Source organism: Paraburkholderia caffeinilytica (assembly GCF_051027425.1).
In the GTDB taxonomy this organism is placed as follows: Bacteria; Pseudomonadota; Gammaproteobacteria; order Burkholderiales; family Burkholderiaceae; genus Paraburkholderia; species Paraburkholderia caffeinilytica_A.
On the sequence record NZ_CP186553.1, the window covers coordinates 2,504,000 to 2,529,498 of the forward strand.

At 62.1% G+C, this 25,499-nt stretch carries 20 protein-coding genes; 14 read left to right on the plus strand and 6 right to left on the minus strand.

The window, feature by feature from the left end; translation table 11 throughout:
* Positions 1-32: 32 nt before the first annotated feature.
* Complete coding sequence (gene garD / locus ACOSV0_RS31545) at positions 33-1,622, minus strand: galactarate dehydratase (RefSeq protein ID WP_434111304.1); 1,590 nt, start codon at positions 1,620-1,622, stop codon at positions 33-35.
* Between the two features lie 215 nt (positions 1,623-1,837).
* Between garD and kdgD the strand changes: the two genes are divergently transcribed.
* From kdgD to ACOSV0_RS31560, 3 genes are all read left to right on the plus strand, one after another.
* The gene (kdgD, locus tag ACOSV0_RS31550) at positions 1,838-2,755 is read left to right on the plus strand and encodes a 5-dehydro-4-deoxyglucarate dehydratase (protein ID WP_434111306.1); all 918 of its coding nucleotides are present in this window, start codon (positions 1,838-1,840) and stop codon (positions 2,753-2,755) included.
* A 112-nt stretch (positions 2,756-2,867) separates the two neighbouring features.
* Positions 2,868-4,226: an MFS transporter gene (locus ACOSV0_RS31555; RefSeq protein WP_434111308.1), complete on the plus strand. Its 1,359-nt coding sequence runs from the start codon at positions 2,868-2,870 to the stop codon at positions 4,224-4,226.
* A 199-nt stretch (positions 4,227-4,425) separates the two neighbouring features.
* Positions 4,426-5,169, plus strand: coding sequence for a FadR/GntR family transcriptional regulator (locus ACOSV0_RS31560; RefSeq protein WP_434111310.1), 744 nt, complete (start codon positions 4,426-4,428; stop codon positions 5,167-5,169).
* A gap of 132 nt (positions 5,170-5,301) precedes the next feature.
* Here ACOSV0_RS31560 and ACOSV0_RS31565 read toward each other — a convergent pair whose 3' ends face one another.
* Entirely contained in the window at positions 5,302-6,885 is a 1,584-nt protein-coding gene (locus ACOSV0_RS31565) for an aldehyde dehydrogenase (NADP(+)) (RefSeq protein ID WP_434111312.1), read from the minus strand.
* Between the two features lie 223 nt (positions 6,886-7,108).
* Between ACOSV0_RS31565 and garL the strand changes: the two genes are divergently transcribed.
* Together garL and ACOSV0_RS31575 are read left to right on the plus strand one after the other, a co-directional pair.
* Positions 7,109-7,894 (plus strand): 2-dehydro-3-deoxyglucarate aldolase, encoded by a 786-nt coding sequence (gene garL, locus ACOSV0_RS31570; RefSeq protein ID WP_434111315.1) that lies wholly within the window; start codon positions 7,109-7,111, stop codon positions 7,892-7,894.
* Between the two features lie 47 nt (positions 7,895-7,941).
* Positions 7,942-8,835: a 2-hydroxy-3-oxopropionate reductase gene (locus tag ACOSV0_RS31575; protein ID WP_434111318.1), complete on the plus strand. Its 894-nt coding sequence runs from the start codon at positions 7,942-7,944 to the stop codon at positions 8,833-8,835.
* Positions 8,836-9,221: 386 nt separating this feature from the next.
* Here ACOSV0_RS31575 and ACOSV0_RS31580 read toward each other — a convergent pair whose 3' ends face one another.
* Both ACOSV0_RS31580 and ACOSV0_RS31585 read right to left on the minus strand, forming a co-directional pair.
* Positions 9,222-10,514, minus strand: coding sequence for an MFS transporter (locus tag ACOSV0_RS31580; protein ID WP_434111319.1), 1,293 nt, complete (start codon positions 10,512-10,514; stop codon positions 9,222-9,224).
* A gap of 29 nt (positions 10,515-10,543) precedes the next feature.
* Positions 10,544-11,356, minus strand: coding sequence for an NAD-dependent epimerase/dehydratase family protein (locus ACOSV0_RS31585; RefSeq protein WP_434111321.1), 813 nt, complete (start codon positions 11,354-11,356; stop codon positions 10,544-10,546).
* Positions 11,357-11,760: 404 nt separating this feature from the next.
* Here ACOSV0_RS31585 and ACOSV0_RS31590 point away from each other — a divergent pair, with 404 nt between their 5' ends.
* Entirely contained in the window at positions 11,761-12,300 is a 540-nt protein-coding gene (locus tag ACOSV0_RS31590; protein ID WP_434111323.1) for a DUF2867 domain-containing protein, read from the plus strand.
* 83 nt (positions 12,301-12,383) lie between these two features.
* Here the strand turns inward: ACOSV0_RS31590 and ACOSV0_RS31595 are convergent, their stop codons facing one another.
* Positions 12,384-13,205 (minus strand): alpha/beta fold hydrolase, encoded by an 822-nt coding sequence (locus tag ACOSV0_RS31595; protein WP_434111325.1) that lies wholly within the window; start codon positions 13,203-13,205, stop codon positions 12,384-12,386.
* Between the two features lie 704 nt (positions 13,206-13,909).
* On the opposite strand from ACOSV0_RS31595, the gene ACOSV0_RS31600 reads away from it, so the two are divergent.
* From ACOSV0_RS31600 to ACOSV0_RS31625, 6 genes are all read left to right on the plus strand, one after another.
* Positions 13,910-14,242 carry a type II toxin-antitoxin system RelE/ParE family toxin gene (locus tag ACOSV0_RS31600; protein ID WP_434111328.1) on the plus strand — a complete coding sequence of 111 codons (333 nt, stop codon included), beginning with the start codon at positions 13,910-13,912 and terminating at the stop codon, positions 14,240-14,242.
* Positions 14,229-14,516 (plus strand): helix-turn-helix domain-containing protein, encoded by a 288-nt coding sequence (locus ACOSV0_RS31605; RefSeq protein ID WP_063498788.1) that lies wholly within the window; start codon positions 14,229-14,231, stop codon positions 14,514-14,516. Before ACOSV0_RS31600 ends, ACOSV0_RS31605 begins: the two co-directional genes overlap by 14 nt.
* Positions 14,517-14,915: 399 nt before the next feature.
* Positions 14,916-16,328: a cytochrome ubiquinol oxidase subunit I gene (locus ACOSV0_RS31610; RefSeq protein ID WP_434111331.1), complete on the plus strand. Its 1,413-nt coding sequence runs from the start codon at positions 14,916-14,918 to the stop codon at positions 16,326-16,328.
* Between the two features lie 24 nt (positions 16,329-16,352).
* On the plus strand, positions 16,353-17,357 hold the full coding sequence (gene cydB / locus ACOSV0_RS31615) for a cytochrome d ubiquinol oxidase subunit II (RefSeq protein WP_153141036.1): 1,005 nt from the start codon (positions 16,353-16,355) through the stop codon (positions 17,355-17,357).
* Positions 17,332-17,523 (plus strand): hypothetical protein, encoded by a 192-nt coding sequence (locus ACOSV0_RS31620; protein ID WP_434111332.1) that lies wholly within the window; start codon positions 17,332-17,334, stop codon positions 17,521-17,523. The genes cydB and ACOSV0_RS31620 overlap by 26 nt, the downstream gene beginning before the upstream one ends.
* Before the next feature lie 354 nt (positions 17,524-17,877).
* Positions 17,878-18,645, plus strand: coding sequence for a response regulator transcription factor (locus ACOSV0_RS31625; protein ID WP_434111334.1), 768 nt, complete (start codon positions 17,878-17,880; stop codon positions 18,643-18,645).
* Positions 18,646-18,801: 156 nt separating this feature from the next.
* On the opposite strand, the gene ACOSV0_RS31630 is transcribed toward ACOSV0_RS31625, so the two are convergent.
* Positions 18,802-20,703, minus strand: a complete 1,902-nt coding sequence (locus ACOSV0_RS31630) for an ATP-binding response regulator (protein ID WP_434111336.1) — start codon at positions 20,701-20,703, stop codon at positions 18,802-18,804.
* Between the two features lie 334 nt (positions 20,704-21,037).
* On the opposite strand from ACOSV0_RS31630, the gene ACOSV0_RS31635 reads away from it, so the two are divergent.
* Together ACOSV0_RS31635 and ACOSV0_RS31640 are read left to right on the plus strand one after the other, a co-directional pair.
* The gene (locus ACOSV0_RS31635; RefSeq protein ID WP_434111339.1) at positions 21,038-21,829 is read left to right on the plus strand and encodes a hypothetical protein; all 792 of its coding nucleotides are present in this window, start codon (positions 21,038-21,040) and stop codon (positions 21,827-21,829) included.
* Positions 21,830-22,040: 211 nt separating this feature from the next.
* Entirely contained in the window at positions 22,041-25,451 is a 3,411-nt protein-coding gene (locus tag ACOSV0_RS31640) for an alpha/beta fold hydrolase (RefSeq protein WP_434111341.1), read from the plus strand.
* The last annotated feature ends 48 nt before the right edge of the window (positions 25,452-25,499 follow it).

Sequence of the window (25,499 nt, forward strand, 5' to 3'; positions counted from 1 at the left end):
CGTCGCTGCAATCGTGATTGCGCTCGGCGCTATCAGGTCACCGGCGCCGGATTGAACAGCGTCAACGCGTTGTGGAGTTTGAGCTTCTCCGCGCAAGTCTCTTTACGTCCGCTGGCGATGTCGAGCATCAGGCGGAACAGCTCCCAACCCACGTCTTCGATCGTCGCCGCACCGGTTGCAATGGTACCGGCATTGACATCCATCAGATCGTGCCAGCGGCGCGCGAGATCGGAGCGCGTCGCGACCTTGATGACGGGCACTTCCGCGAGACTGTACGGCGTGCCGCGGCCGGTCGTGAACACGTGCAGGTTGATGCCCGCCGCGACCTGCAGCGTGCCGCAGATAAAATCGCTCGCCGGCGTGGCGGCGTAAATCAGGCCCTTCTGCCTGACCTTTTCACCGGGCGACAGCACACCGGAGATCGCCGAATTGCCCGACTTGATGATCGAACCCATCGCCTTTTCAACGATGTTCGACAAGCCGCCCTTCTTGTTGCCCGGCGTGGTGTTGGCGCTGCGGTCCGCGCCGCCGCGCTTCAGATAATCGTCGTACCACTGCATCTCGCGGATGATCGCCGCCGCCACGTCCGCGTTGGCCGCGCGCGCCGTCAGTTGATCGACGCCGTCGCGCACTTCGGTGACTTCGGAGAACATCACCGTCGCGCCGGCGCGCACCAGCAGATCGGTGGCAAAGCCCACTGCGGGATTCGCGGTCAGCCCGGAAAACGCATCGCTGCCGCCGCACTGCACGCCGACCACCAGATCAGAGGCCGGGCAAGTCTCGCGGCGACGATTGTTCAGCCGCTTCAGATGGCCGTCGGCCATTCTCATGATCGACTCGATCATCGACTGGAAGCCGACATGCGCGTCGTCCTGAAGCACCACCACGCCGCCGTTCAGTTCGGCCTCGACGTCGCCGATGTCGGCCACTTCGGCAACATTCGCAGCGGCGGCAATGGGAATCGTGCCCGGCGGCATCAGACGTTCAGGCTGCAGCTTCTCGCAACCGAGGCTGACCATCATCACTTCGCCGCCGAAGTTCGGGTTCAGGCTGATGTTGCGCACGGTGCGGATCGGCACCATCGCGTCCGGCGCGTCGATCGCGACGCCGCAGCCATAGGTGTGCCCGAGGCTCACTACATCGTCGACGTTTGGATAATTCGGCAGCAACTCTGCCTTGATGCGCGTGACCGCGTGCTGAACCACGTCGGCCACGCATTGCACCGTGGTGGTAATCGCCAGAATGTTGCGCGAGCCGACCGAGCCGTCGGCATTGCGATAGCCCTCGAACGTGAAGCCTTCCAGCGGCGGCATTTCCGGCGCCCTGATGGTGGCGATCGGCAGATCTTCCAGTCCTGGCGGACTCGGCATGCGAATCACGTGTTCGTTGATCCAGCTGCCCTTCGGCAAATCCTTGAGCGCGTAGCCGATCACCACGTTATAGCGGATGACCTCGTCGCCCTCCGCGAGATCGGCCAGCGCGACTTTGTGCCCTTGCGGAACACGCTCGCGCAGCGCAAGACCATCGGGAAACACGGCGCCCTCACCCAGACCGCCGTCGTTGACGACGATCGCGACATTGTCATTGGGGTGAACGCGAATGTAGAGCGGGGTTTGTTCCATTGCATCGATCCTTATGGCGGTTTCACGCCTACTGCGTCAACCATTCATACGTCATCCTACAACATACAAGATTAAGCAGACGTTCCGTATTTACCCTATGACGTACATTATGCCGTGAAAACACCGTTGAGTTAGTCGATTTGTTGTTGTACGATGACGTATAAGAAATCTCCATTTCTACATACCACCCCTATTCGACGCCCTGGATATTCATCATGACGACACCGCAGGAACTCAAGCAGATCGTTTCGGAAGGCCTTCTGTCCTTCCCCGTTACCGACTTCGACGAACAAGGCGAATTCCGCGCCGATACCTATGCCGAGCGTCTGGAATGGCTCGCGCCTTACGGTGCTTCGGCGCTGTTCGTCGCCGGCGGCACGGGCGAATTCTTCTCGCTCACGCATAACGACTACTCGAACGTCGTGCGCACGGCAACCGAAGTCTGCAAAGGCAAGGTGCCGATTCTCGCCGGCGCGGGCGGCCCGACCCGCGTGGCGATCGCCTATGCCCAGGAAGCCGAACGTCACGGCGCGAACGGCATTCTGCTGATGCCCCACTACCTGACCGAAGCCTGTCAGGAAGGTATCGCGGCGCACGCGGAAGAAGTCTGCAAGTCCGTGCCGAACATGGGCGTGATCATCTACAACCGCGCCAACTCCAAGCTTAACGCCGACATGCTCGAAGGGCTGGCCGAGCGCTGCCCCAACCTGATCGGCTTCAAGGACGGCGTGGGCGAGATCGAGAACATGGTGTCGATCCGCCGGCGTATGGGCGACCGCTTCTCGTACCTCGGCGGCCTGCCGACTGCTGAAGTTTACGCCGCGGCCTACAAAGCGCTGGGCGTGCCGGTGTACTCGTCGGCGGTGTTCAACTTCATCCCGAAGACCGCGATGGACTTCTATCGCGCGATTGCCGCGGACGACCAGGCAACCGTCGGCAAGCTGCTCGACGAGTTCTTCCTGCCGTATCTGGCGATCCGCAACCGCCGCCAGGGCTACGCGGTCAGCATCGTGAAGGCCGGCGCGAAGCTGGTCGGCCACAGCGCGGGTCCGGTGCGCGCACCGCTGACCGATCTGACCGAAGAAGAAGTGGCGCAACTCGACGTGTTGATCAAGAAGCTCGGCGCGCAGTAAGACGGTACGGCGCGAATCCCGGCGAACCCGGGTCACGCACGGCACTGCAAGGAGCGCCCGGGACGGCAACGTCGCCGGGCGCTTTTTACTGATAAAAATTCAGGAGATGACGATGGAAATGAGCCGCACCGCGAGCCCCGCCCACGTCGCAAAGCGCACCAAAGTCCGCTACGCGATTCTGTTGCTGATCTTTGTGATCACGACATTCAATTACGCGGACCGCGCCACGCTCTCGGTAACCGGATCCGCGATGCGCGCCGAGTTCGGCTTCGACGCGATCAGAATGGGCTACATCTTCTCCGCGTTCAGCTGGGCCTATGTTCTGTCGCAATTGCCGGCCGGCTGGCTGCTCGACCGTTTCGGCGCGCGGCGCGTCTACGCGGCAAGCATTTTCCTGTGGTCGCTGTTCACGCTGCTGCAAAGTTCGGTCGGCATGCTGGGCAGCGCAGCCGCGGCCGTCACCGCGCTGTTCGTGCTGCGCTTCGCGATGGGCGCGGCCGAATCGCCGGCGTTTCCGGCCAATGCCAAGGTTGTGGCAAGCTGGTTTCCCACCAATGAACGCGGCACGGCGTCCGCCATTTTCAATTCCGCTCAATACTTTGCGGCGGTCATTTTCACGCCGCTGATGGCATGGCTGACCCACGCGTTCGGCTGGCACGCGGTCTACCTCGTGATGGGCGTGGCCGGACTTTTACTTGCCTTCACCTGGCTGAAGGTGATGAAGAATCCCGCCGACCATCCGCGGGTCTCGCGCACCGAGCTCGATTACATCGAACAGGGCGGCGGCGTGGTGAACGGGCACAAGAAAGTAGCCGGAGCCGGGGCTGGGGACATCGCCAGCACCGGCGGCTGGTCGCTGGTGCGTCAACTGCTGACCAACCGCATGCTGCTCGGCGTCTATCTCGCCCAGTACTGCATCAACGTGCTGACCTACTTCTTCCTGACCTGGTTTCCGATCTACCTCGTGCAGGCGCGCGGCATGACGATTCTGCAGGCGGGTCTGGTGGCATCGCTGCCCGCGATCTGCGGATTCTCCGGTGGCGTGCTGGGCGGCATCCTGTCCGACGGGCTGATCCGGCGCGGACATTCGCTCACCATCGCGCGCAAGGTGCCGATTGTCGGCGGCATGCTGCTGTCGGCGTGCATCGTCGGCTGCAATTACGTGTCGACCGACTGGATCGTCGTCGCGCTCATGTCGCTCGCGTTCTTCGGCAAAGGTATCGGGGCGCTCGGCTGGGCCGTCGTGGCGGATACGTCGCCGAAGGAGGCCCTCGGTCTGTCGGGCGCGATCTTCAATATGTTCGGCAATATCGCCGGCATTGTGACGCCCATCGTGATCGGCTACGTCGTCGCGAAAACCGGGTCGTTCAACGGCGCGCTGGTTTTCGTCGGCCTGAATGCCTTGCTGACGGTGTTCAGCTATCTCGTGATCGTGAAAGACATCAAACGGGTCGAACTGCGCCAAGGCTAACCGCCAGGCGGTTATCGTACTTCCCCGGGGCGCCTGCACAATAACGCGGTCTATCCGCCAGGCGCCTGAAACCGGGCATCGACGCCAGGTCCGACACCGATGCCGAAAATGATCCGGCGTTTCTATAATCAGTCGTCAGACGACGGTATAATGAATCGCAGGAAGTACCTGCAACTATCTGATTCAAGGGGCGTTTTCGATGGCTACACCACTGGCATCCGCAGCACCGCCACGGCGCGCGCGCAATCTTGCCGAGTTTGTCGTCAGCTACGTCACCGAGCAAATCGCGTCTAACGCCTTGAAGCCCGGCGACAAACTGCCGACCGAATCGCAATTGATGGTCACGCTGAGCGTGAGCCGCACCGTCATCCGCGAAGCGATTTCACGCTTGCAGGCGGGCAAGATCATCGAGACGCGCCATGGCATCGGCAGCTTCGTGCTGGAACCGCAGCGCGAAAAGCTCGGCATCGACATGGTGCCCGCCACCACCTTGCGCGACGTGCTGTCCATCCTCGAACTGCGCATCAGCCTCGAAACGGAGTGCGCGGGTCTGGCGGCTCAACGAGCCAAGCCGGACGATCTTGCGCGCATGCGCAGCGCACTCGATGCGATCGAGGCCACCCGCCACAACGGGCTGGATAGCGTCGACGCCGACCTGCAGTTCCATATCTCCGTGGCGCGCGCAACCGGCAACCGGTATTTCGTCGACATCCTGACGCAAATGGGCAGCGCGCTGATTCCGCGCAACCGGCTCGATTCGGCCGGGATCGCGCGTGCCGAGCCCGACGCGTATCTGTCGCTCGTCAATCTCGAGCACGAAAGCATTCTCGAGGCGATCACGCGGCACGATGCTGAAGGGGCGCGTGCGGCAATGCGTATGCATCTGTCGAATAGCCGCGAGCGGCTCAGGCGCGCGAACGAAGCCGCGGAAACCAATAGCTGATTCTTTGCGCTGCGCAAGCACTGATTCATCACGCTGAATGCAAAAATGGCCGGGGGCATTGAAATGCATCCCGGCCATTTTTTTATCTCACACGGCGCCCACTTGCGCGCCGCTCATGCACTCATGCATGACTTAGCTGCGCGTAATCTCGCCATCACGACGACGCCACAAGTCCAGTGGATTAGCATCGGCCAGCGCTTCGGGCAGCAGATCCGCCGGGAAATCCTGATAGCAAACCGGGCGCAGGAAACGCTCGATCGAGGTCGTGCCGACTGACGTGGCCCGGCTATCGGAGGTGGCCGGGAACGGGCCGCCGTGCACCATCGCGTGTGAAACCTCGACGCCCGTCGGGAAACCGTTGACCAGAATCCGGCCGGCCTTGCGCTCGAGAATCGGCACCAGCTTCTTCGCCGCTGCCAGATCGGCGCTATCCATCTGCACCGTGGCAGTCAACTGACCGGCAAAGTGCTCCGCCACCGCGAGCAATTCCTGCTCGTCCTTGCAACGCACGATCGTCGACGCAGGCCCGAAAACCTCGTCCTCCAGCGCCGGCGTGGACAGAAAGGTCAGCGCATCGGTCACGAACAAGGCCGCGCGCGCCTGCGTCGGACCCGTTGTGTCAACGCCTTGCGCAACCGTTTCGACGCCCTTCGTCGCAGCCAGTTTGCCTTCGCCGTCTTCATAGGCTGCGTGAATGCCGGCCGTCAGCATGGTCTGGGCCGGCTTGCCGCTCAGTGCCTCGGACGCCGTTGCAACGAAACCTTTGAGTGCGTCGCTGTCGACGGCAATCGCGAGCCCCGGGTTGGTACAGAACTGCCCCGCGCCCAGCACCAGCGAATCGACGAAGCCGCGCGCGATGGTCTCACCGCGTTGCGACAGCGCATTCGGCAGAAGGAACACCGGGTTGATGCTGCTCATTTCCGCGTACACCGGAATCGGCTCGGCACGCGCGGCCGCGACGCGCATCAGCGACGTGCCGCCTGCGCGCGAACCCGTGAAACCCACCGCCTTGATCGCCGGATGCGCAACCAGCGCTTCGCCGACGGAATTGCCGGCGCCGACGATCATCGAGAACACGCCTTCGGGCAAGTCCATGTCCCGCGCGACCTGTTGAATCACGCGGCCGACCATCTCCGAGGTGCCCAGGTGAGCGCGATGCGCCTTCACCACCACCGGGCAGCCCGCCGCGAGCGCCGCAGCGGTATCGCCGCCTGCCACCGAAAACGCGAGCGGGAAGTTGCTGGCGCCGAACACGGCAACCGGACCCAGCGGAATCTTTTGCATGCGCAGATCGGAGCGCGGCAAAGGCTTGCGCTCGGGCAACGGCGAATCGAGCGTCGCGGCGAGCCATTGGCCGGCGCGTACGACCTGGGCGAACAATTTGAGCTGGCCCGTCGTGCGGCCGCGCTCGCCTTCGAGGCGCGCTTTCGGCAGACCCGACTCTTCGTGCGCGCGCTGGATCAGCGCGTCACCGAGCGCCGTGATGCCGTCTGCGATACGCTCGAGAAACTCGGCGCGCACGGTGAGCGGCAGATGCCGGTACGGGTCGAACGCCTTCTGCGCGAGTTCGCAGGCAAGCTCGACATTCGCAACCGAACCGCTGCCGAACACCGGCTCGGCGATCTCGGCGCCCGTGGCGGGATTGAACGCCAGCAAAGGTTTTTCCTCGCCGCGCACTGCTTTGCGACCAATCAGCATTTCGCCGGTAATAGACATTTCGCTTTCCTTGGATGGACATCTTAGATATAGGTCATCCTACAACATAGATGAGCCTATGCGCAACCCGAAACCCCTGCCCCACAAGGAATTCGGGTTTACGTGGCCGTTACAGGCGAACGGCCCAATGCTAATCTGCGTTAAGACATACGACAACTTATAACATTTGGTTCAGCAAACGTCGGAGCTTACCCGGTAAATTGCAGTTCGAGGAGACAAACTCATGACAGTCGCCACGCCCTACCAGCCCTTACCCAATAGCTTTCGCCGTGCCGTCTGCGGCGGCGAAACCCTGATCGGCTGCTGGGCTTCGCTTGCCAGCCCGATTGTCACAGAACTGCTCGGTATTGTCGGCTTCGACTGGATGCTGCTGGATGCCGAACACGCACCGAACGACGTTCTGACGCTGATCCCCCAGTTGATGGCGCTCAAGGACAGTTCGAGCGCGCCGGTGGTGCGCCCGCCGGCCAACGACAGCGTATTCATCAAACGCCTCCTCGACAGCGGCTTCTCGAATTTCCTGGTGCCGTTCATCGAGAGCGCCGAAGATGCGGCTCACGCCGTCGCCTCGACGCGTTATCCGCCGCAGGGCATCCGCGGCGTGTCGGTGAGCCACCGGGGCAATCGCTATGCTACGGTAACCAACTACTTCGACATCGCTAACGACAACGTCTGCGTCATCGTCCAGATCGAAAGCCGCAAAGCGGTCGACAACATTGACGAGATTCTTGCCGTTGACGGTGTCGACGCCGTGTTCGTCGGACCGTCCGATCTCGCGGCCGCCTACGGCCACATCGGCAACCCGAATCATCCCGACGTGCAGCAGGCCATTGCGCACGTCTTCGAGCGCGCACAGGCCGCCGGCAAGCCCAGCGGCATCCTAGCCCCCGTGCAGGCCGACGCGGAGCGCTATATCTCGATGGGCTGCCGCGTCGTCGCGGTCTGTGCCGATATGGGACTGCTGAAAACCGCTGCGCAGACGGTTCAAAAACACTTCATGCAGAAATGAGCGGACTCGAAGTAGAGACGGCCGCTATGACATCTCCGGAGAACTCCATGCAAAAAGCTGGCTTTATTGGACTCGGCATCATGGGCAAGCCCATGGCCGCCAACCTTCTTAAAAACGGTGTGCCCCTTGCTGCGTTTACGCGCAGCGGCGTGCCCGACGATCTCACCCAGGCCGGCGCTGTTGCGTGTGACAGCCCGGCCGCTGTGGCCGCGCATGCCGACGTGATCTTCGTCATGGTGCCGGATACGCCGGACGTCGAACGCGTGCTGTTTGGCGAACACGGTCTCGCCGAAGCCTTGCGTCCGGGACAAACCGTCGTCGACATGAGCTCGATTTCGCCGATGGCCACGCGCGAATTCGCCGCCCGCGTGCGTAAGAGCGGCGCGGACTATCTCGATGCGCCGGTTTCAGGCGGCGAGGTCGGCGCCAAGGCCGGTTCGCTGACCATCATGGTGGGCGGCGAAACGGCGACCTTCGAAAGCGTCAAGCCGCTCTTCGACATGATGGGCAAGAACGTCACGCTGATCGGCGCTGTCGGCGCCGGTCAGGTGTGCAAGGTTGCCAATCAGGTGATCGTCGCCGCGACGATCGAGGCCGTCGGCGAAGCCTTGCTGCTCGCTTCCAAGGCCGGCGTCGATCCGGCACGCGTACGCGAAGCATTGATGGGCGGCTTTGCGTCCTCACGCATTCTCGAAGTGCACGGTGAACGGATGACGAAGCGCACCTTCGATCCGGGCTTTCGCATCGAGCTTCACCAGAAGGATCTGAATCTCGCGCTCTCGACGGCTCAGGCACTTGGCGTGTCCTTGCCCAATACGGCCACCTGCCAGCAACTCTTCAACGCCTGCGTGGCGCATGGCGGCAAGGCGTGGGATCACTCCGCCATGGTGCGCGCGCTCGAAATACTCGCCAACCACGAAATCGGCCAGCAGGCCGGCTAAACCCACAGGCCCCACTCCAGGCGCTGCTCCACCTGCTCTATTACCGATAGAGAAGTTGGAGCGGCGTATTTGCGCGTTCACGGCCTGAGCGAGTCAGTCTAAAAAACAGAGGCCTTACGCTCGCCTCCAATGTCTCATTCTTCGTGAACAACGTGAAATCCATCACACTCAGCAACGTGATGATCGGCGGCGTCACGTATAACAGCTCGCTGGTGGGCTGACGGACAAGCGGTCTCCGGCATACACCATGCCGGAGACTTCGCGTGATGCCGTATCAGTGTCAACACCACACCAGCATTAAACGGGCGAAAAAAATGGCGGCGTCCGAAGACGCCGCCATTTTCATTTCCCGGCGCGATTCGCGGTCCGGGTCAAGCCGCTGTGACTTACCTGGCCACAGCACCCTCCGCCGCCCAACGCGGCTCGGGTGTCTTGTCGCTGCTTCGGGCCAACAGGCACACCACAGCAGCCGCGATGATGTCGAACACCGCCAGCACCACAAACAACGGGCTGTAACCGATCTGCGTGACCAGCACGCCGAACAGCGCCGTAAATGCCGCCGCGCCCAGGTAGCCCGCCATGCCGCCCATGCCCGTAGCGGTGGCGACTTCGTTTTTACCGAACATGTCGGACGTGATCGCGTACAGCGCACCGGACAGCGTCTGGTGAGCAAAGCCGCCGACGCACAGCAGCGCAACGGCCGCGTAGGGGCTAGCCACCAGCCCGACGCAGGCCGGCCCGATCATGCACAGCGCGCCGACGACGAAGACCAGCTTGCGCGACGTGAACAGCGAGACCTTCGCGTACTTGTGAAACAGCGGACTGAGGTAGCCGCCGAGCACGCAGCCGATATCCGCAGCCAGAAAAGGCATCCACGCGTACAGCGCGACTTCCTTCAGGTTCATGTGCCGCTCGGTCATCATGTACAACGGGATCCACGCGTTGAACGTCTGCCAGGCCGGCTCGGAAAGAATCCGGGGAATGCCGATTGCCCAGAAGTCGCGGCTGCCGAGCATCGCCGCCCAACTGCGTTTGACCGCACCGGCTTCGCTGTGCTTCGCCTCCTGTCCGTTGAGGATGTAATCGCGCTCAGTGTCGCTCAGGAGCTTCTGTTTCTGCGGGTGCTTGTAAAGCAGAATCCACAACGCGCTCCAGACAATCCCCGCCACCCCGACGATCAGAAACGCCCATTGCCATTGACCGTGCAACAGCGCCCAAACGACCAGCGGCGGCGCCAGCAGTGCGCCGACCGACGAGCCGATATTGAACCAGCCGATCGCAACGGAACGCTCCTTGGCCGGGAACCACTCGCTCGTCGCCTTGACGCCGGCCGGGATGCCCGCCGCTTCGGCGATACCGAGCACGCCGCGGAAGAACGCCAGGCTGCGCCAGCCCGTCGACCATGCTGCCGCGGCACAGGCCAGCGACCACGCAAGCGCGAACACCGCAAAGCCGATCTTGGTGCCAACGGTATCGAGCACATAGCCCGCGACCGGCTGCATGAACGCATAGCAAAGTTGCCACGCCACCACGACGTGCGAGTACTGCTCCGTCGTGATGTTGAGGTCTTTCATCAGCGTCGGCGCCGCCACCGACAATGTATTGCGCGCGAGGTAATTGATGATGAGCCCGGCCGCGACCAGACTGACCATCCACCAGCGGATGCCCTTGATTTTCATGACTACGTCTCCTCGTATTCCTTAACCCGTCAGAGCGGCCGGCTCGCGGCGTCGTCGCGCGAGTAATCGATACCGACGAAACTGCCGCCCTGATAGCGCTGGCCCAATGCATCGAGCGGGTTCGGCCGCGCCAGCACCTCGCTGGCGTAGACCTCGGCGTCCTGGGTCGGCCGGTAACCGAGGCGTTCGGCGCCGCTGTTGTCCCACCAGCTGCGTTTGTTGGCCGAGACGCCCCACACGGTGATGAACCCTACGTCCTCCGCCTCGACGCAGCGGTCGAGGAAATGCAGCAGGTCGAGATGACCGAACCAGGTGCTCAGGTGCCTGCGTTCGGTAGGCCGTTCGAGACAACTGCCGATGCGCACGCAAATGCTCTCGATGCCGTGTTTGTCCCAGTACATTCTCGCCAGTGCTTCGCCCCATACCTTGCTCAGGCCGTAAAAACCGTCCGGGCGCAGCGCGCAGTCGAGGCTGAGATGTTCGCCGACCGGATACATGCCGATCGCGTGATTCGAGCTGGCGAACACCACGCGCCGAACGCCTTGCCGACGCGCGCCTTCGTACACCTCGACCAGCGCGCGCAGGTTGTTATCGATGATTTCGGGCAGCGGACGCTCCACGCTCGTGCCGGCGAAGTGAATCAGCACGTCGACACCCTCGAGCAGGCGATCCACGACAGCCGGATCGCGCAGGTCGCCGTGCATCACATCCTCGCCTTCCACCAGCGGCACAAGGGGCTTCGAACCCGCGGCCGAACGCAACGGAATGCCACGCCCGATCAGCGCAGTCCGCACTACCGAGCCGAGCTGGCCACCGGCTCCACTCAGGGCAATCTTCTTCATAAGGGGGTTCCTTTACAGCGCCGCGCGCGATTAGCGCCGCAGGACGGCAAGCTCGTCAGCCGTGGCGGAAGCGGGTCGAGAACGATCCGCTAGTTGTACGATAACGTACTATTAACGATGGGAAGGCAGATTTCAACTAGGCATTTACCCGGATCAATCAGCTGGCAACATGGAATTAGCTTTAAGAATCAAACGTGTGCGAGAAATTTATTTATGCGACGTCATACAACAAAAAGGTAATCAACGCGAAGTAAGCCGCGTGGCCGACGAACACACCTGGTCGCCCAATGTGCACCGCCCTCAGTCACGCGTAGACTTGACGCGCGTGCGAGCACCTGGAACTGCCGCGCGACAACAGCGAAGCCCCTTCACTGCCCGATCCCTTTTTAGCGACGTACGCCCCCATGCCAAACGTCAACCTTTCCGTACGCTCTGTCGCTTTGCCGGCTGAATCCAGCGTGACCCGTCTGTACGATGCCCCCGACCTCGCGGACGCCTACGCGATCCGCCTGCCGGACGATGCAATCGACGACCCGGAATTGCTCGCGCGTTTCGTCTTCGCCCACCAGCCGGGATGGATCGCGAAACTGTTGGAGCTGCGCGATGCGCTGGTCGCCCGCTTCGGCCTCAAGACGTCGAAGCAACTGCGCATGGAGAATCCACCCGGTTCAAGGGAGCGGGTCGACTTCTTCCGAATCTACACGCGCAGCGCGCGCGAGATCATTCTCGGCGAGAACGACAGTCATCTCGACTTCAGGGTTTCGATATTGCAGCAAACACGCGATACGCGCGAAGGCAGCGCGCGCTATCTGATCCTTTCGACCGTCGTGCATTGCCACAATGGACTCGGGCGGTTCTATATCTTCGCCATCGCGCCGTTCCACCGGTTGGTGGTTCGCTCGTCGTTGCGTCGAGCAGCGCGTATCGGCTGGCCAACTGTCTGAGCAGCGCAGCCATACATGGCTTCAAGGCGCGGCGGGCGCGTAGCAATCGCCACGCGCGCCGCCGCACTTGCTACGTCAGCACACTACGAGCCGATAAATTCCAGCAGGTCGGCGTTCACCTTGTCCGCCTCGACGGTGCACATACCGTGCTGGCCGCCAGGATAGACCTTGAGCGTGGCGTTCTTCACGATCTTCGCCGTCTTGCGGCCTGCCGCGTCGATCGGCACGATCTGGTCGTCGTCGCCATGCAGTACCAGCGTCGGCACGTCGATCTTCTTCAGATCTTCCGTGTAGTCGACTTCGGAAAACTGTTTGATGCAGTCATACAGCCCCTTGATCGAGCCGACCATGCCCTGTGCCCAGAATGAATCGATCACGCCTTGCGACACCTTCGCGTTCGGACGGTTGTAGCCGTAGAACGGCAACGCCAGATCCTTGAAAAACTGCGAGCGATCGTCGACCACGCCTTTGCGGATGCCATTGAAGACATCGATCGGTGTGCCTTCGGGGTTGCCCTCCGTCTTGAGCATCAGCGGTGGCACAGCACCGATCAGCACAGCCTTCGCCACGCGTTTCGTACCGTGACGGCCAATGTAATGCGCGACTTCGCCGCCGCCAGTCGAATGGCCGACCAGCGCGGCGTCCTGCAGGTCGAGGTGCTCGATCAGCGCGGCCAGATCGTCGGCGTAGGTATCCATGTCGTTGCCGTCCCACGTCTGCGCCGAACGGCCATGGCTGCGCCGGTCGTGCGCGATCACACGAAAGCCCTTGCTGCCGAGAAACAGCATCTGCGCGTCCCAGGCGTCCGCTGACAACGGCCAGCCATGCGAGAAGACAACCGGGCGGCCTTTGCCCCAATCCTTGTAGAAGATTTCCGTACCGTCTTTCGTGATGATCGTGCTCATCTGCTGACTCCCTGGATGAAGTCTGTCGTCGCCGACAGGTGGATGAAGCGTGCTCTCTCAAATCATTGGAGCGGCACACGGCGCGCCCCCGACGAAACCCGCTAACAGCGAATTCAAAGCATAGGCAATTGCAACCGGGAAAAAACAATCGGCCGATGCACACGGCGCGACACTTGTTCAAAGCATGACACGGCCTGCAACACGCTTTTGTGACGGACTCACGGAGAACCGCGGAGGTTCACGTGGTATTCGAAATGACTATCGGGAATGAAGCAGCAGATGGCAACGCGACGCTCATCCGCTTTGGGAATGCGGCGACTCTGGTTGAGCCCCTGGTTAGCAGCTTGCATGTTAGAAGCAAACCGGACCAATAACTAGCCGACCGGCTGATAGAAAGTCGGCGCGAACGGAGTTATTGTCGGTTGATGACGAGTGCACCTCGATGCGCCAGTTCCATTCAGCCAGCCAATGTCACAGGAGACCGCCATCGTGCCGCGCCCGATATCGCGTCCGCACGACTCAACCCAGCCGAACAGCTAGTTGCGCCAACGCCGTCGTAACCGCTCATCGCGGTCCTGCCTTCGCCCTCTTCCGATCGTTCGATTCCCTGCCGGGCAACGCTTCCTGTTTTTGCTGATTTACAGCAACAACGGGCGAGGTCGTCTGCTTGCGCACAAATAACATATTTGTTACGATAAATCCCAATGGCATTTACGATCGGTTTCTACAACGAAAAGGTCAAAGTGAACGTTGCCTCCTTGCCGAAAACGCTGCTTGCGCGCTTCATCGCGCTGGCCGATCGCATGGAGGAATACGGTCCGAATCTCGGCGAACCTCACACTGCTTCAATGGGTGGTGGCTTGTTCGAGATGCGCCTGAAAGGCGCCGAGGGTATCGCCAGAGTGTTCTACTGCGCGATCGTGGAACGCAAAATCGTCATGCTTCACTCTTTCGTGAAGCAATCGCAACAAACGCCGCGCAACGAACTTGACGTGGCACGCAAAAGATTGCTGGAGATCAGAAATGGCAACTTATAAGGCAATGCGCGAACGGGCGCTCGCCGACCCGGAAGTACGCGCCGAATACGAGCGCTTGAATCGCGAAGAATTCGCGCTGCTCGATCAGATGCTCGCCGCGCGTCGCGAAGCGGGTTTGACTCAGGCGCAAGTCGCCGAGCGCATGGGCACGAAAGCGCCGGCCATCACCCGGCTTGAACGGGCGCTTGCTTCAGGGCAGCACTCGCCTTCTATCGACACATTGCGCCGGTACGCGGCCGCATGTGGCAAGCAACTGTTTATTTCGATTGCGTAGCCGGCATGCTCTCGCCAGGATCGGCGCACCAGCCTTTGGCCCTGGCAATCGCCATCGGCGCAACGAACGCCGAGACTGCGCGGAAACACATGCCGACGCATCAACTTCGACGGCGCCAGGTCGCGTTGTTGCAGCGCGGTCAATTGCCGCAGTTTCACGCCGGCCACGAGAAACACACGCAGACACGTACTAAGTAAAACTTGATACCTATCAAGGCTTTGCCATCTCGAAAACGAAAAACCGCGCAAAACAACGCGGTTTTTTGACGCACGTCGCATCGCAGCAAAAAAATCCCTCATCCCCTACTCTTGCGCCATCTGCCCAGCGCAGTGCGCACCGACACCGGTCGACGCGCGTAGTCCGCCTCCGGGCACGACGCACCTAAAGCACCTCACGCTCATGAACTCCGCAATTTCGGCCTTCGATCTCGCTCGCATTCAGTTTGCGTTCACCGTTTCGTTTCACATTGTCTTTCCGGCGCTCAGCATCGGCCTCGCCAGCTTCATCGCCGTCCTCGAATGGCGCTGGCTGAAAACCGGCAAGGCGTACTACAAAGATCTTTGCCTGTTCTGGTCGAAGATCTTCGCAGTCGCCTTCGGTATGGGCGTCGTGTCCGGCGTCGTGATGAGCTATCAGTTCGGCACCAACTGGTCGGGCTTCTCCAGTTTCGCCGGACCGATCACCGGACCATTGCTGATGTACGAGGTCATGACGGCGTTCTTCCTCGAAGCAGGCTTCCTCGGCATCATGCTGTTCGGCTGGCAGCGCGTGAGTCCGCGCGCCCATTTCGGCGCGACGCTGATGGTGGCGATCGGCACGCTGATCTCGACCTTCTGGATTCTCGCGTCCAATAGCTGGATGCAGACGCCGCAAGGCTTTGAAGTCGTCGACGGCCATGTCGTGCCGCTCGACTGGTTCAAGATCATTTTCAATCCGTCATTCCCGTACCGGCTCGCGCATATGGCGCTGGCGGCGTTCATCGTCGCGGGGCTGGTGGTGTCGGCGGTGGGCGCATGGCATCTGCTGCGCGTCCGGCGCGATCCGGCCGTCAAGAAGATGTTTTCGATGGCGCTCTGGCTGCTGCTGATCCTCACGCCGATCCAGGCATTCGTCGGCGATCAGCACGGTCTGAACACGCGCAAGTATCAGCCGGCCAAGATCGCTGCGATCGAAGGTCTGTGGGAAACCGAGAAAGGCGGCACCGCGCTGAACCTGTTCGGCATTCCGGATATGCAAGCGGAAACCACGCGTTATGCCGTGTCGATTCCACACCTCGGCAGCCTGATCCTCACGCATAGCTGGGACGGCGAGATTCGCGGTCTGAAGGAATTCCCGCCGCAAGACCGGCCGAACTCGACGGTGGTGTTCTGGAGCTTTCGCATCATGGCCGGCCTCGGCGTGCTCATGATCCTGATGTCGCTGACCGCATGGGCGCTGCGCCGCCGCGATCGGCTGTTCGAATCGAAGTGGTTCCAGCGCGTAGCGGTGGCGATGGGCCCGACCGGTTTCATCACGTTGCTGGCGGGTTGGGTCACGACGGAAGCAGGTCGTCAGCCGTGGGTGGTGTACGGCGTGATGCGCACCTCGCAGGCGGTGTCGCCACTCACCACGCAACAGGTCGGCATCTCGCTGATGGCGTTCGTGGTCGTCTACTTCCTCGTGTTCGGCACCGGCATCTACTACATGCTCAAGCTGATGCGCTCGGGTCCGGCATTACCGGGACAGACACCGCACGGCGTGCCTGAGCCTATGCCGAATCAGACCGCGCGCCGCCCGCTGTCCGCCGCCGATCACATGATCGACGCCGCCTAACCTCATCCGCAGAAGGGAAAGAAAATGGACGTAACCGTAGCGTGGGCCGCGATCATCGCGCTGGGCCTATTCATGTACGTGGTGCTGGACGGCTTCGATCTGGGCATCGGCATCGTGTTCCCGTTCTTCCCCGATGAGAAAGAACGCGACCTGATGATGAACACCGTCGCGCCCGTGTGGGACGGTAACGAAACCTGGCTGGTGCTCGGCGGCGCCGCGCTGTTCGCGGTGTTTCCGGTGGTCTACTCGACTGTGCTGTCCGCACTGTATCTGCCGCTGATCTTCATGCTCGTGTGCCTGATTTTCCGCGGCGTGTCGTTCGAGATTCGCGCCAAGGCGAAACGCACGAAGCATCTGTGGGATCTGGCGTTCATCGGCGGCTCGGCGGGCGCGACGTTCTTTCAGGGCATTGTGCTGGGCGCGTTCCTGCAAGGCATTCCGGTCATCGACGGCGGCTATGCCGGCGACGCCTTCGGCTGGCTCACGCCGTTCAGCTTGCTGACCGGCCTCGGTCTGGTGATCACTTACGCGCTGCTCGGCTGCTGCTGGCTGGTCGCGAAGACCGAAGGCGATCTGCAACGCCGCCTGCATCGCGTGGTGTGGCCGTTGACGCTCGTGCTACTCGGGTTCATCGCAATGGTCAGCCTGTGGACGCCGCTGCAAGATCCGAATATCGCGCAACGCTGGTTCCACGACAATCTGTTCTACCGTCTGCTGCCGGTGCCGTTCCTCGTGGCGGTCTGTGCGTTCTTCATGCACCGCGCGGTGCGCGCGCGGCATCACAATACGCCGTTCGTACTGGCGCTTCTGCTGGTGCTGCTCGGTTACGCCGGGTTGCTGGTGAGCCTGTGGCCGTATGCGATTCCGTCGAGCATGACGCTCTGGGAAGCCGCCGCGCCGCGCTCGAGCCAGATGTTCACGCTGGTCGGCGCAGCGGTGATTCTGCCGGTCATCATCGCCTATACGACGATGGGTTATTGGGTATTTCGTGGCAAGGTACGTCATGGCGACCAACATCACTATCATTAAGGACGCGGGCGCCAACACCGCCCGCGGCGCGTCTCAAACACCGGCGCGCAAACTGCCCGGCTGGCTGTGGTTCATCGCACTCTGGTGTTTCGGCGTGGGCTCGGCGGTGTCGCTCGGGTTCGCGTTCAAGCTCCTGATGAATGCAACGTTGTTTGCAGTCAAATAAATGCTGCTTCAGGGCGATTTCAGCGTGATCTCACCCGGCGTGCATAACCTTCAGGTTCCTGCATGGACGGATTCAAAATTGGGGCATGCGGTTCGTCTACCTAGCAAGCCGGAACCTATGCGCGGGAGACCTGCCTTACACATCATGCTGGTGCGGCGAACCAGCCGGCGATCATACAAATAGACAGTCACTTATGCGGCGCGGCAAACCGGAAGGCGCGCCGCGCCACCGATCGGCATATGATCGCGGGGAGCCGGCAATGGCGCGATTCGAGAAAAGAAGTAAAACGGGGAGTAAAGCCAGCAGCACAGCGGCTGTAGTCCACAACGCGCAGGCCCGACTCGCGGAGACATCATGAAGTTTCTTGTGGCCGACGACCATGAACTGATCCGGCAAGGCGTCAAAGGGATGTTAAGGGGCCTCGACCCCGACGCCCAATTCGACGAAGCCGATACCTGGGAAACGCTCGCCGCCGCCGCGCGGCCCGATGCGGATCACGACCTCGCCATCGTCGATCTGCATATGCCGGGCATGAGCGGCGCGTCGTCGCTCGAAGTGCTGTTGAAGGCGAACCCCGCGTTGCCGGTCGTCGTGCTCTCCGCCGAAGAATCGCCCGACGAAATGCGCGCGGTGCTAGCCGCCGGCGCGCTCGGCTTCGTGCCCAAGCGGCAACCCGCCAGCGTCATGCTCAAGGCGATCGAACTGGTCCTGTCAGGCGGCGCCTATGTGCCGATGGAAGCGCTCAGCCTGCTGGGTTCGCGTGAGACACAAGCCGCGCCTGCCCGCGCTGAGGCGGCCGCCGAACTTGTTACACAGGGCGCCGCTCATGCTTCGAATGCCGCGACGCAGGGCGGCACCGCGCTCACCGAACCGATCACGCAAATCCAGGCGCTGCAGCCGCATCAGCAACATTTGCTGGAAAACCTGTCGCCAAGACAACAGGACATCATGCGGCTGGTGCACCGTGGCTGGACCAACAAGATGATCGCGCGTGAACTGGGTGTCGCGGAAGGCACGGTCAAGGTGCATCTGTCGGTGATTTTCCGGGCGCTCGGCGTGCACAACCGGTCCACGGCGATCGCCGTGATCAACGGCTGGCTGGAGGCGGGGAAAACCCTGTAAGCCTGCAGGGAGAAATGGGCGGCTTGCGCCGCCTGTTTTCGCCGGTCTGCTTCTGCGGGTCGGATTCTGCAGGCCCATTTCTGCCCTTCGTTTCCACCCATCTGCTTCCGCACGCCCGCTTCTGCCCTTCGTTTCCACCCATCTGTTTCCGCACGCTCACTTCGGCGACAAAATCCTCGCTTCGCCCGGCGGCCGAATCGCTATGTCCCCTGTCACACCCTTCGCCGCCCAGCCGACCGGTTCACGGATGCCTTCGCCGACGCGCAGCTCCGGCGCAGCCGCCGGCCGCCCCTTATCCAACTCCGCCTGCTGCCACAGCATTTCCAGCGTGCGCCGCAGGCGTGCCGGCGTGACCGGCTTATGCAGCACCGGAATCCCCTGCAGCGCCAGCGCGGCCAGTTCCGCCGACGCCATGTCGCCGGTAATCAGCAACGTCACCACGCCTTCATGCCCGGCCCTTGAGAGGACATTGCGCACGGCCGTCAGCGCCTGCGCGCCGGTTCGGTGATTCGCCAACTGGTAGTCGCATAACACGGCATCCGGCACGAAACCGTCTTCCAGCGCGACGAGTGCGTCGACCTCGTCACGCGCGCCACGCACGGTGCAACCCCAGCGGCCCAGCAGACTGGCGAGACCTTCGAGTATCGACGGTTCATCGTCGATGCACAGCACGCGCCGCCCTTGCGCCGACGGGCCGCCCCCCACCGTCTCGTTCAGGCTCGCGACAATCCCGCCGGCATCGCCCGCCTGCACCGGAAAGCGGAACACCGAGCCGCGGCCCGGCGCCGAGCGCAGTTGCAACTCGCCGCCGAGCATTTCGACGAGGCGCTTCACTGTCGGCAAGCCCAGACCGTGGCCCTGGCGCGCATCGCGCTGCGGATTGGCAACCTGGTAAAACTCTTCGAAGATGCGCTTATGTTCTTCGGCGGGAATGCCGATGCCGGAATCGCGCACCTCGATGTAGCCGCCGGAAAGACGCCCGGCCCGGCGATAGCCGACCCAGATCGCGCCTTCCTCGGTATAGCGCACCGCGTTCGAGAGCAGATTGCTCAGCACGCGCTCGAGCAGCACCGGATCGTCATGCACGACCACCGAGGCCGGCGCGATCCGCAACGCCAGCCCCTTGGCCGCGGCCTGCGGCAGATACTGGCTGCTGATCCGCTCGAACAGTTCGGAAAGCCGGAAATGCAGGCGGATCACCTGGGTCACGCCGCTTTCGAGCCGGGCGAGATCGAGCACCTGGTTGAACAGCTGGTTCAACGCCTCGACGTTATAAACGATGTGCTCAGCGGTCTTCGCATGCTGCACGGGCGTCGCCGCCGTGTCGTTGAGCGAAGCCGCCAGCAATCCGATCGCATGCAGCGGCTGCCGCAAATCGTGGCTCGCGGCCGCAAAAAACCGTGTTTTGGCAAGACTGGCCTCTTCGGCGACCCGCTTTTGCGCCGCCAGCGACTCCGCGAGATATTGCTGATCGACGCGCGCCTGCACGACCTTCTGGAACAGCTTGCGATAGCTCAGCGCATAGACGTTGATCGCACAGAAGAAAAACGCCAGGACGATCGCCAGAATCGTGCGATCGAACGTATGCGAGCCGAAATGCAGCACGATGGACGGAAACAGCAGAAACGGAATGGCAGTCGAGAAATTCAGCAGATCGAAGCCGTTCGACATGAACACGCCGGCCGCCAGCGTGACGAGCATCACGGTATGCAGCAGCGGCAAATCGGTTTGCGGGCTCTGGAACGCGAACCACACCGCGATGCCGGGCGCACTGTAGAGCAGCACGCCGCGCAACGCGTGCAGGTTGATCCAGCCGCGCGGCGTCACGAGGTGCGGGTAGCGCCGATTGCAGATCCACAGCGCGAGGCTGCCGCAATTGGCCACCGCATAAAACCCGAAACACGCGATGAACAGCCGCGGCGACGGGATGTTCGGCCAGTAGATCGCCACCAGCACCGCCATCGAGAACCAGTGCGAAAAGAAGGCGATCGGATCTTGTGCGTACAGCACGCGCACCAGGTCCTCGTCGATTGCACGCTGGATTGGGTCAGCCCGCATCAGGCGGTCTCCTTTGTCGACCGGAGTTAGTGGCTCGCCCCGTGCAGGGCCGGCCGCGCGCCACGCGGGAGCCGCTGCATCAGGTATCGCGGTGCTCCACCGTCGCTGCGCTTTCTGGTGCGGCGCACGGCTTTCAAACGGTAAACAGGCAAGCGTACGGATGGTTTACCCGGCAGTTTACCCATCAGCTACCACTTAATCCATATAGGCGAAGCCGCCGCCGGAAACCATACTGGCATCACATTCCAGCGCGGCTCAAAAGTTCCAGCACCCCCTTCTTTGCCTGCAGTCGAGGCTCCCGCGCTCCTGGTTCTACCCCTTTATGGAGGTTTTCATGGGCGCAGTTCCGAGCCACGCGTTCGTCCGCAATCTCGACGATGCGATCCTGCCCGACCTGTGGCGTCGGCGTACCCAGTTGTCCGCCGACGAAATGGTGTCGATGGTCGATCTGGTGAAACGTGCGCTGCGCACTTATCATCCGCTTGAATTGCAGGCACTCGGCGACGACAAGGAAGAGCTGGTCGCGCAGTTCATCTACTCGAAAGTATTGCGCCTCGCGCCCGGCCACACGGAAACCAATGCCTGTGCCGACAGCGCGCCGTCCAACGGCTACGCACTGTGCGCGTATTTTCGCCGTTACCTGATCGACTGCCTGCGCAGCGCCTGCCATCAACGCAACGTGTCGATGGAAAACGAAGGCATGGCGCAGGAAATCGATCTGCACGCGCAAGCGCTGGAAGACCCCGTCGAAAGCGTCCTGCTGCAGTACGGCCTCGACGAACAACGCGTGCGGCTCGCGGCGCGCACCTTTATCGACAGCCTCGACGAGCCGGAGCGCATCGTGCTGGCCGGCAGCCTCGGCTGGTGCTCGGAAGCAAAAGGCGGTCTGTCGGCAGTCGCTGCTCAGCATCGTGTGCCCTCGTATCACTATCGTGCCGTCAAACTTGGCGTCACCATGAAAAAGACGGCCGGCGCCGACGAATTTTCCAATACCAAGATCGGCCGCTGGCTGATCGACGTGCTCGGCATCGAAATCGACATCGAAAATCGCGAAGCGATTCTGCTCGCGTTGAACCTGCTCGCCGCCGAATCGAGCGACAGCGAAATGAATGAAGTGGCCGCGTAATAACGCATCCCGACACTGACGTCGCCCGGCGGCGGCTCTGTTCCCACCAGGGAGTCAAGCACGCTGCACGCAAGCCCCGCGCGCCACGTACGATGCGCCTTTTTTTGTCATCGCGCACCGCCTACGATAAAAAAGCTTTAGCCGCACACCGTCTTCCTTCCGAAGTCCGGGCTCCCCCACCCGGCATCCCCTTCCTGACGAGGTGGTCTTAATGAACCGCTTATCGAGCGCCCTGACGGCGATGCAATCGCATTACGAGGTGGTGGTAGTGGGTTCGGGTTATGGCGGCGCGATTGCCGCGAGCCGTATGGCGCGCGCCGGCCGAAGCGTGTGCGTGCTGGAACGCGGACGCGAATTCATGGCCGGCGACTATCCGCGCACGCCCGTCGAAGGCGCCGCGCAGGTGCAATACAACACCGCGCTCGCGCAAATCGGCTCACCGCTCGCGTTGCTCGAAGTGCACGTGAATGAAGATGTGAATGCTGTGGTGGGCTGCGGGCTGGGCGGCACCTCGCTGATCAACGCGAACGTCGCGCTCGAAGCCGAGCCGCGGTTATGGGACGACGATCGTTGGCCCGCAGCGCTGCGCGCCGACAAGGCGGGACGCGACAAGGGCTATGAACTTGCGCGCGCCATGCTGCAACCGTCGCCGGTATCGGGCGATTTCCTGCAATTGCCGAAGCTGCTGGCGCTCAAACAATCCGCGCAGGCGCTCGGCATGGAAGGCCGTTTTTATCCCCCGCCGGTCACGGTCACGTTCGAGGATCGCATCAACGCTGCGGGCGTCGAACAGAAAGCCTGTGTCGGATGCGGCGATTGCAACTCGGGTTGCAACTACGACGCGAAAAATTCGACGCACATGAACTATCTGCCCGATGCGGTCGCGCACGGCGCCCATATTTTCACGGGCACAGCCGTGCATTCCGTGTTGCGCGACGCAGCCACGCAAAAGTGGATCGTGCGCTTTCAGGAGGTGACACTGGGCCGCGAGAGTTACGACGCGCCCGATCTGTTCGTGAGCGCCGATATCGTCATCGTGTCGGCCGGCACGATCGGCTCGACCGCCCTGCTGTTGCGCTCGCGTGAGGCGGGGCTGAGCGTTTCGGCCATGCTCGGCAAACACTTCACCGGGAACGGCGACGTCCTGTCCTTCGGGTACAACACCGAAGAGGTGATCAACGGCGTCGGCTGGGGTGCGCATCTGAAAGGCGACATTCCGCCGGTCGGGCCGACCATTACCGGCATCATCGACCACCGCAACACCCCTGATGTCAAAGACGGCTTCGTGATCGAAGAAGGATCGCTCGCCGGGCCGATCGGCGCCGCGATGGTGGGCCTGCTCGGCGGCGCCGCGCCGCTCGACGGCGTCGACATTCCCGCGCCGCAACCGGACGGGGAACCGCTCGGCTACGACGCGCGCGTGATCGAGAGCTTCCTGCGCGGTCCCTACCACGGCGCCCTGAACCACACGCAAGCCTATCTGGTCATGGCGCATGACGACGAAAGCGGCCAGATCCGCGTGGATGACAAAGGCAGGGCGCGCATCGACTGGCCGAACGCCGGCAAGCAGCCGATCTACCGTACCGTCGAAGAAACGCTCGAAAAATCGCAGGTGCCGCTGGGCGGCAAATACGTGCGCAATCCGATTTCGACCAACCTGCTCGGGAACCGTACCGTCACCGTGCATCCGCTCGGCGGCTGCGGGATGGGCGAGGATGCGGAGCGTGGTGTCGTCGACCAGCAGGGGCGCGTTTTCAGCGACACGACAGGGAATGCCGTGCACGACGGCCTGTACGTGATGGATGGCGCGGTCATGCCCATGTCGCTCGGCGTCAATCCGCTGCTGACGATTTCCGCGCTGGCGGAACGCAATTGCGCGCTGCTCGCCAACGCGCGAGGCTGGACGATCGACTATCTGTCCAAGGGAACCGCCGCTACGCCCCAGCCGCAAAAGATCGGCCTGCGTTTCACCGAAACGATGATCGGCACCTATACGCCGGCCGTTGTGGGCGACGCCGCCACCAGTCCGATTGAATTCACGTTGACCGTCGAATCGGACGATCTGGCCGATATGCTCAGCAATCCGCAACATCTGGCCCACACCACCGGCACGCTGACTTGCCCCGCGTTTTCCGCGCAACCCATGACGATCAGCGACGGCACCTTCAACCTGTTCGTGGTCAACGAATCGGACGTGGACGAGCGCAACATGAATTACCGCATGACGCTCAATTCCACCGAAGGCAAAACGTACTACCTGAGTGGGCAGAAGATCATCACGCGTACGTCGCCGATCAATCTGTGGGAGCAGACCAACACGCTCTACGCAGAAATCCGCGCGTCGGACGCAGCGGATGCACCGGCGATCGGCAAAGCAACGCTGATCATCACGCCGGAAAATTTCCTCAAACAGCAACGCACGCTCGAAGTCACCAACACGCCCGATCTGACCACGCGCCTTGAATGGACCCTCAAGTTCGGCAAGTTTTTCGCAGGCGTGCTGTTCACCGAATATGGCGGCGTGGCCGCACCTTTGCAGTTTTATGATCCGAAGGCGGCACCGCGTCTGAAGCGCGCGCTGCGCGCGCCCGTGCCGCAAGTGGTCTTCTTCGACACACCCGACGGGACCACCCTGCGGCTCACGCGCTACGCCGGACCGGCCGACAAACCGCTGCGTCCCGTGCTGCTGATTCACGGCTCGGGCGTATCGAGCCGGATCTATTCCACCGATCTGATCGCAACCAACCTGGTGGAATTTCTCTGTGCGGCCGGCTACGACGTATGGCTCGTCGATCTGCGCGTCAGCATCGAAATGCCAAGCGTGCTGGTGCCGACCAACGTCGATAAGGTCGCTCGCGAGGACATTCCGAGCGCGGTCGCCAAAGTGCGGGAGTTGACCGGCGTGCAGGATATTCAGGCGCTGGGCCATTGCATGGGTGGAATGGCGTTGACCATGTCGCTGCTATACGGCCTCGAGGGCGTGCGCTCGGCAGTCATATCGCAGGTCTCGGCCCACCCGGTGCCGGGCACACTGGAAAAGATCAAGTGCGGGTTGCACGTGCCGGACATCATGGCGCATCTCGGCGTACTCGACCTGACCGCCTTTACGGAGCACAGATCGTGGCCCCAGAACCTGCTCGATGAAGCGCTACGGCTCTACCCGATCAATCACAAGCAAGGTTGCGGCAGCCCGATCTGTCACCGGGCGACCTTCCTGTACGGCCTGCTCTACGAACACGGGAAATTGAGCGAGACGCTTCACGCGAACCTGCAGGAATTGCTCGGCATCCACGACGTCGAGGTGTTCAAGCATCTGGCCGCCATGGTGCGAGCGGGCAAGGTCGTCGATGCCCAGGGCGAGGACGTCTATCTGACGGGCACGGACGGCATGAAAGGTCTGGAGGGCATGCGCCTGCCGATCGGCTTCATCCACGGCGAAAAAAACGAAACCTATCTGCCGAAGAGTACGGAGCTCACGTACGACATGCTGGTCAAGCACTTTCCCGACCAGCCTTACGAACGGCATCTGATTCCCGGCTACGGCCACATTGACTGTATCTTCGGCAAAGACGCGGCGGTGGACGTCTATCCGGTGATTGCGCGGTATCTGAACGCCCATTGATGAAGGTTGAGCAGGACGTCGCCATAGGATCGGAAAGCCGGTGGACAC

Bases quoted from the DNA above. Each gene is read 5' to 3' on its own strand.
- garD (WP_434111304.1), bottom strand. From the start codon at position 1,622: ATGGAACAAACCCCGCTCTACATTCGCGTTCACCCCAATGACAATGTC.
- kdgD (WP_434111306.1), top strand. From the start codon at position 1,838: ATGACGACACCGCAGGAACTCAAGCAGATCGTTTCGGAAGGCCTTCTG.
- ACOSV0_RS31555 (WP_434111308.1), top strand. From the start codon at position 2,868: ATGGAAATGAGCCGCACCGCGAGCCCCGCCCACGTCGCAAAGCGCACC.
- ACOSV0_RS31560 (WP_434111310.1), top strand. From the start codon at position 4,426: ATGGCTACACCACTGGCATCCGCAGCACCGCCACGGCGCGCGCGCAAT.
- ACOSV0_RS31565 (WP_434111312.1), bottom strand. From the start codon at position 6,885: ATGTCTATTACCGGCGAAATGCTGATTGGTCGCAAAGCAGTGCGCGGC.
- garL (WP_434111315.1), top strand. From the start codon at position 7,109: ATGACAGTCGCCACGCCCTACCAGCCCTTACCCAATAGCTTTCGCCGT.
- ACOSV0_RS31575 (WP_434111318.1), top strand. From the start codon at position 7,942: ATGCAAAAAGCTGGCTTTATTGGACTCGGCATCATGGGCAAGCCCATG.
- ACOSV0_RS31580 (WP_434111319.1), bottom strand. From the start codon at position 10,514: ATGAAAATCAAGGGCATCCGCTGGTGGATGGTCAGTCTGGTCGCGGCC.
- ACOSV0_RS31585 (WP_434111321.1), bottom strand. From the start codon at position 11,356: ATGAAGAAGATTGCCCTGAGTGGAGCCGGTGGCCAGCTCGGCTCGGTA.
- ACOSV0_RS31590 (WP_434111323.1), top strand. From the start codon at position 11,761: ATGCCAAACGTCAACCTTTCCGTACGCTCTGTCGCTTTGCCGGCTGAA.
- ACOSV0_RS31595 (WP_434111325.1), bottom strand. From the start codon at position 13,205: ATGAGCACGATCATCACGAAAGACGGTACGGAAATCTTCTACAAGGAT.
- ACOSV0_RS31600 (WP_434111328.1), top strand. From the start codon at position 13,910: ATGGCATTTACGATCGGTTTCTACAACGAAAAGGTCAAAGTGAACGTT.
- ACOSV0_RS31605 (WP_063498788.1), top strand. From the start codon at position 14,229: ATGGCAACTTATAAGGCAATGCGCGAACGGGCGCTCGCCGACCCGGAA.
- ACOSV0_RS31610 (WP_434111331.1), top strand. From the start codon at position 14,916: ATGAACTCCGCAATTTCGGCCTTCGATCTCGCTCGCATTCAGTTTGCG.
- cydB (WP_153141036.1), top strand. From the start codon at position 16,353: ATGGACGTAACCGTAGCGTGGGCCGCGATCATCGCGCTGGGCCTATTC.
- ACOSV0_RS31620 (WP_434111332.1), top strand. From the start codon at position 17,332: ATGGCGACCAACATCACTATCATTAAGGACGCGGGCGCCAACACCGCC.
- ACOSV0_RS31625 (WP_434111334.1), top strand. From the start codon at position 17,878: ATGAAGTTTCTTGTGGCCGACGACCATGAACTGATCCGGCAAGGCGTC.
- ACOSV0_RS31630 (WP_434111336.1), bottom strand. From the start codon at position 20,703: ATGCGGGCTGACCCAATCCAGCGTGCAATCGACGAGGACCTGGTGCGC.
- ACOSV0_RS31635 (WP_434111339.1), top strand. From the start codon at position 21,038: ATGGGCGCAGTTCCGAGCCACGCGTTCGTCCGCAATCTCGACGATGCG.
- ACOSV0_RS31640 (WP_434111341.1), top strand. From the start codon at position 22,041: ATGAACCGCTTATCGAGCGCCCTGACGGCGATGCAATCGCATTACGAG.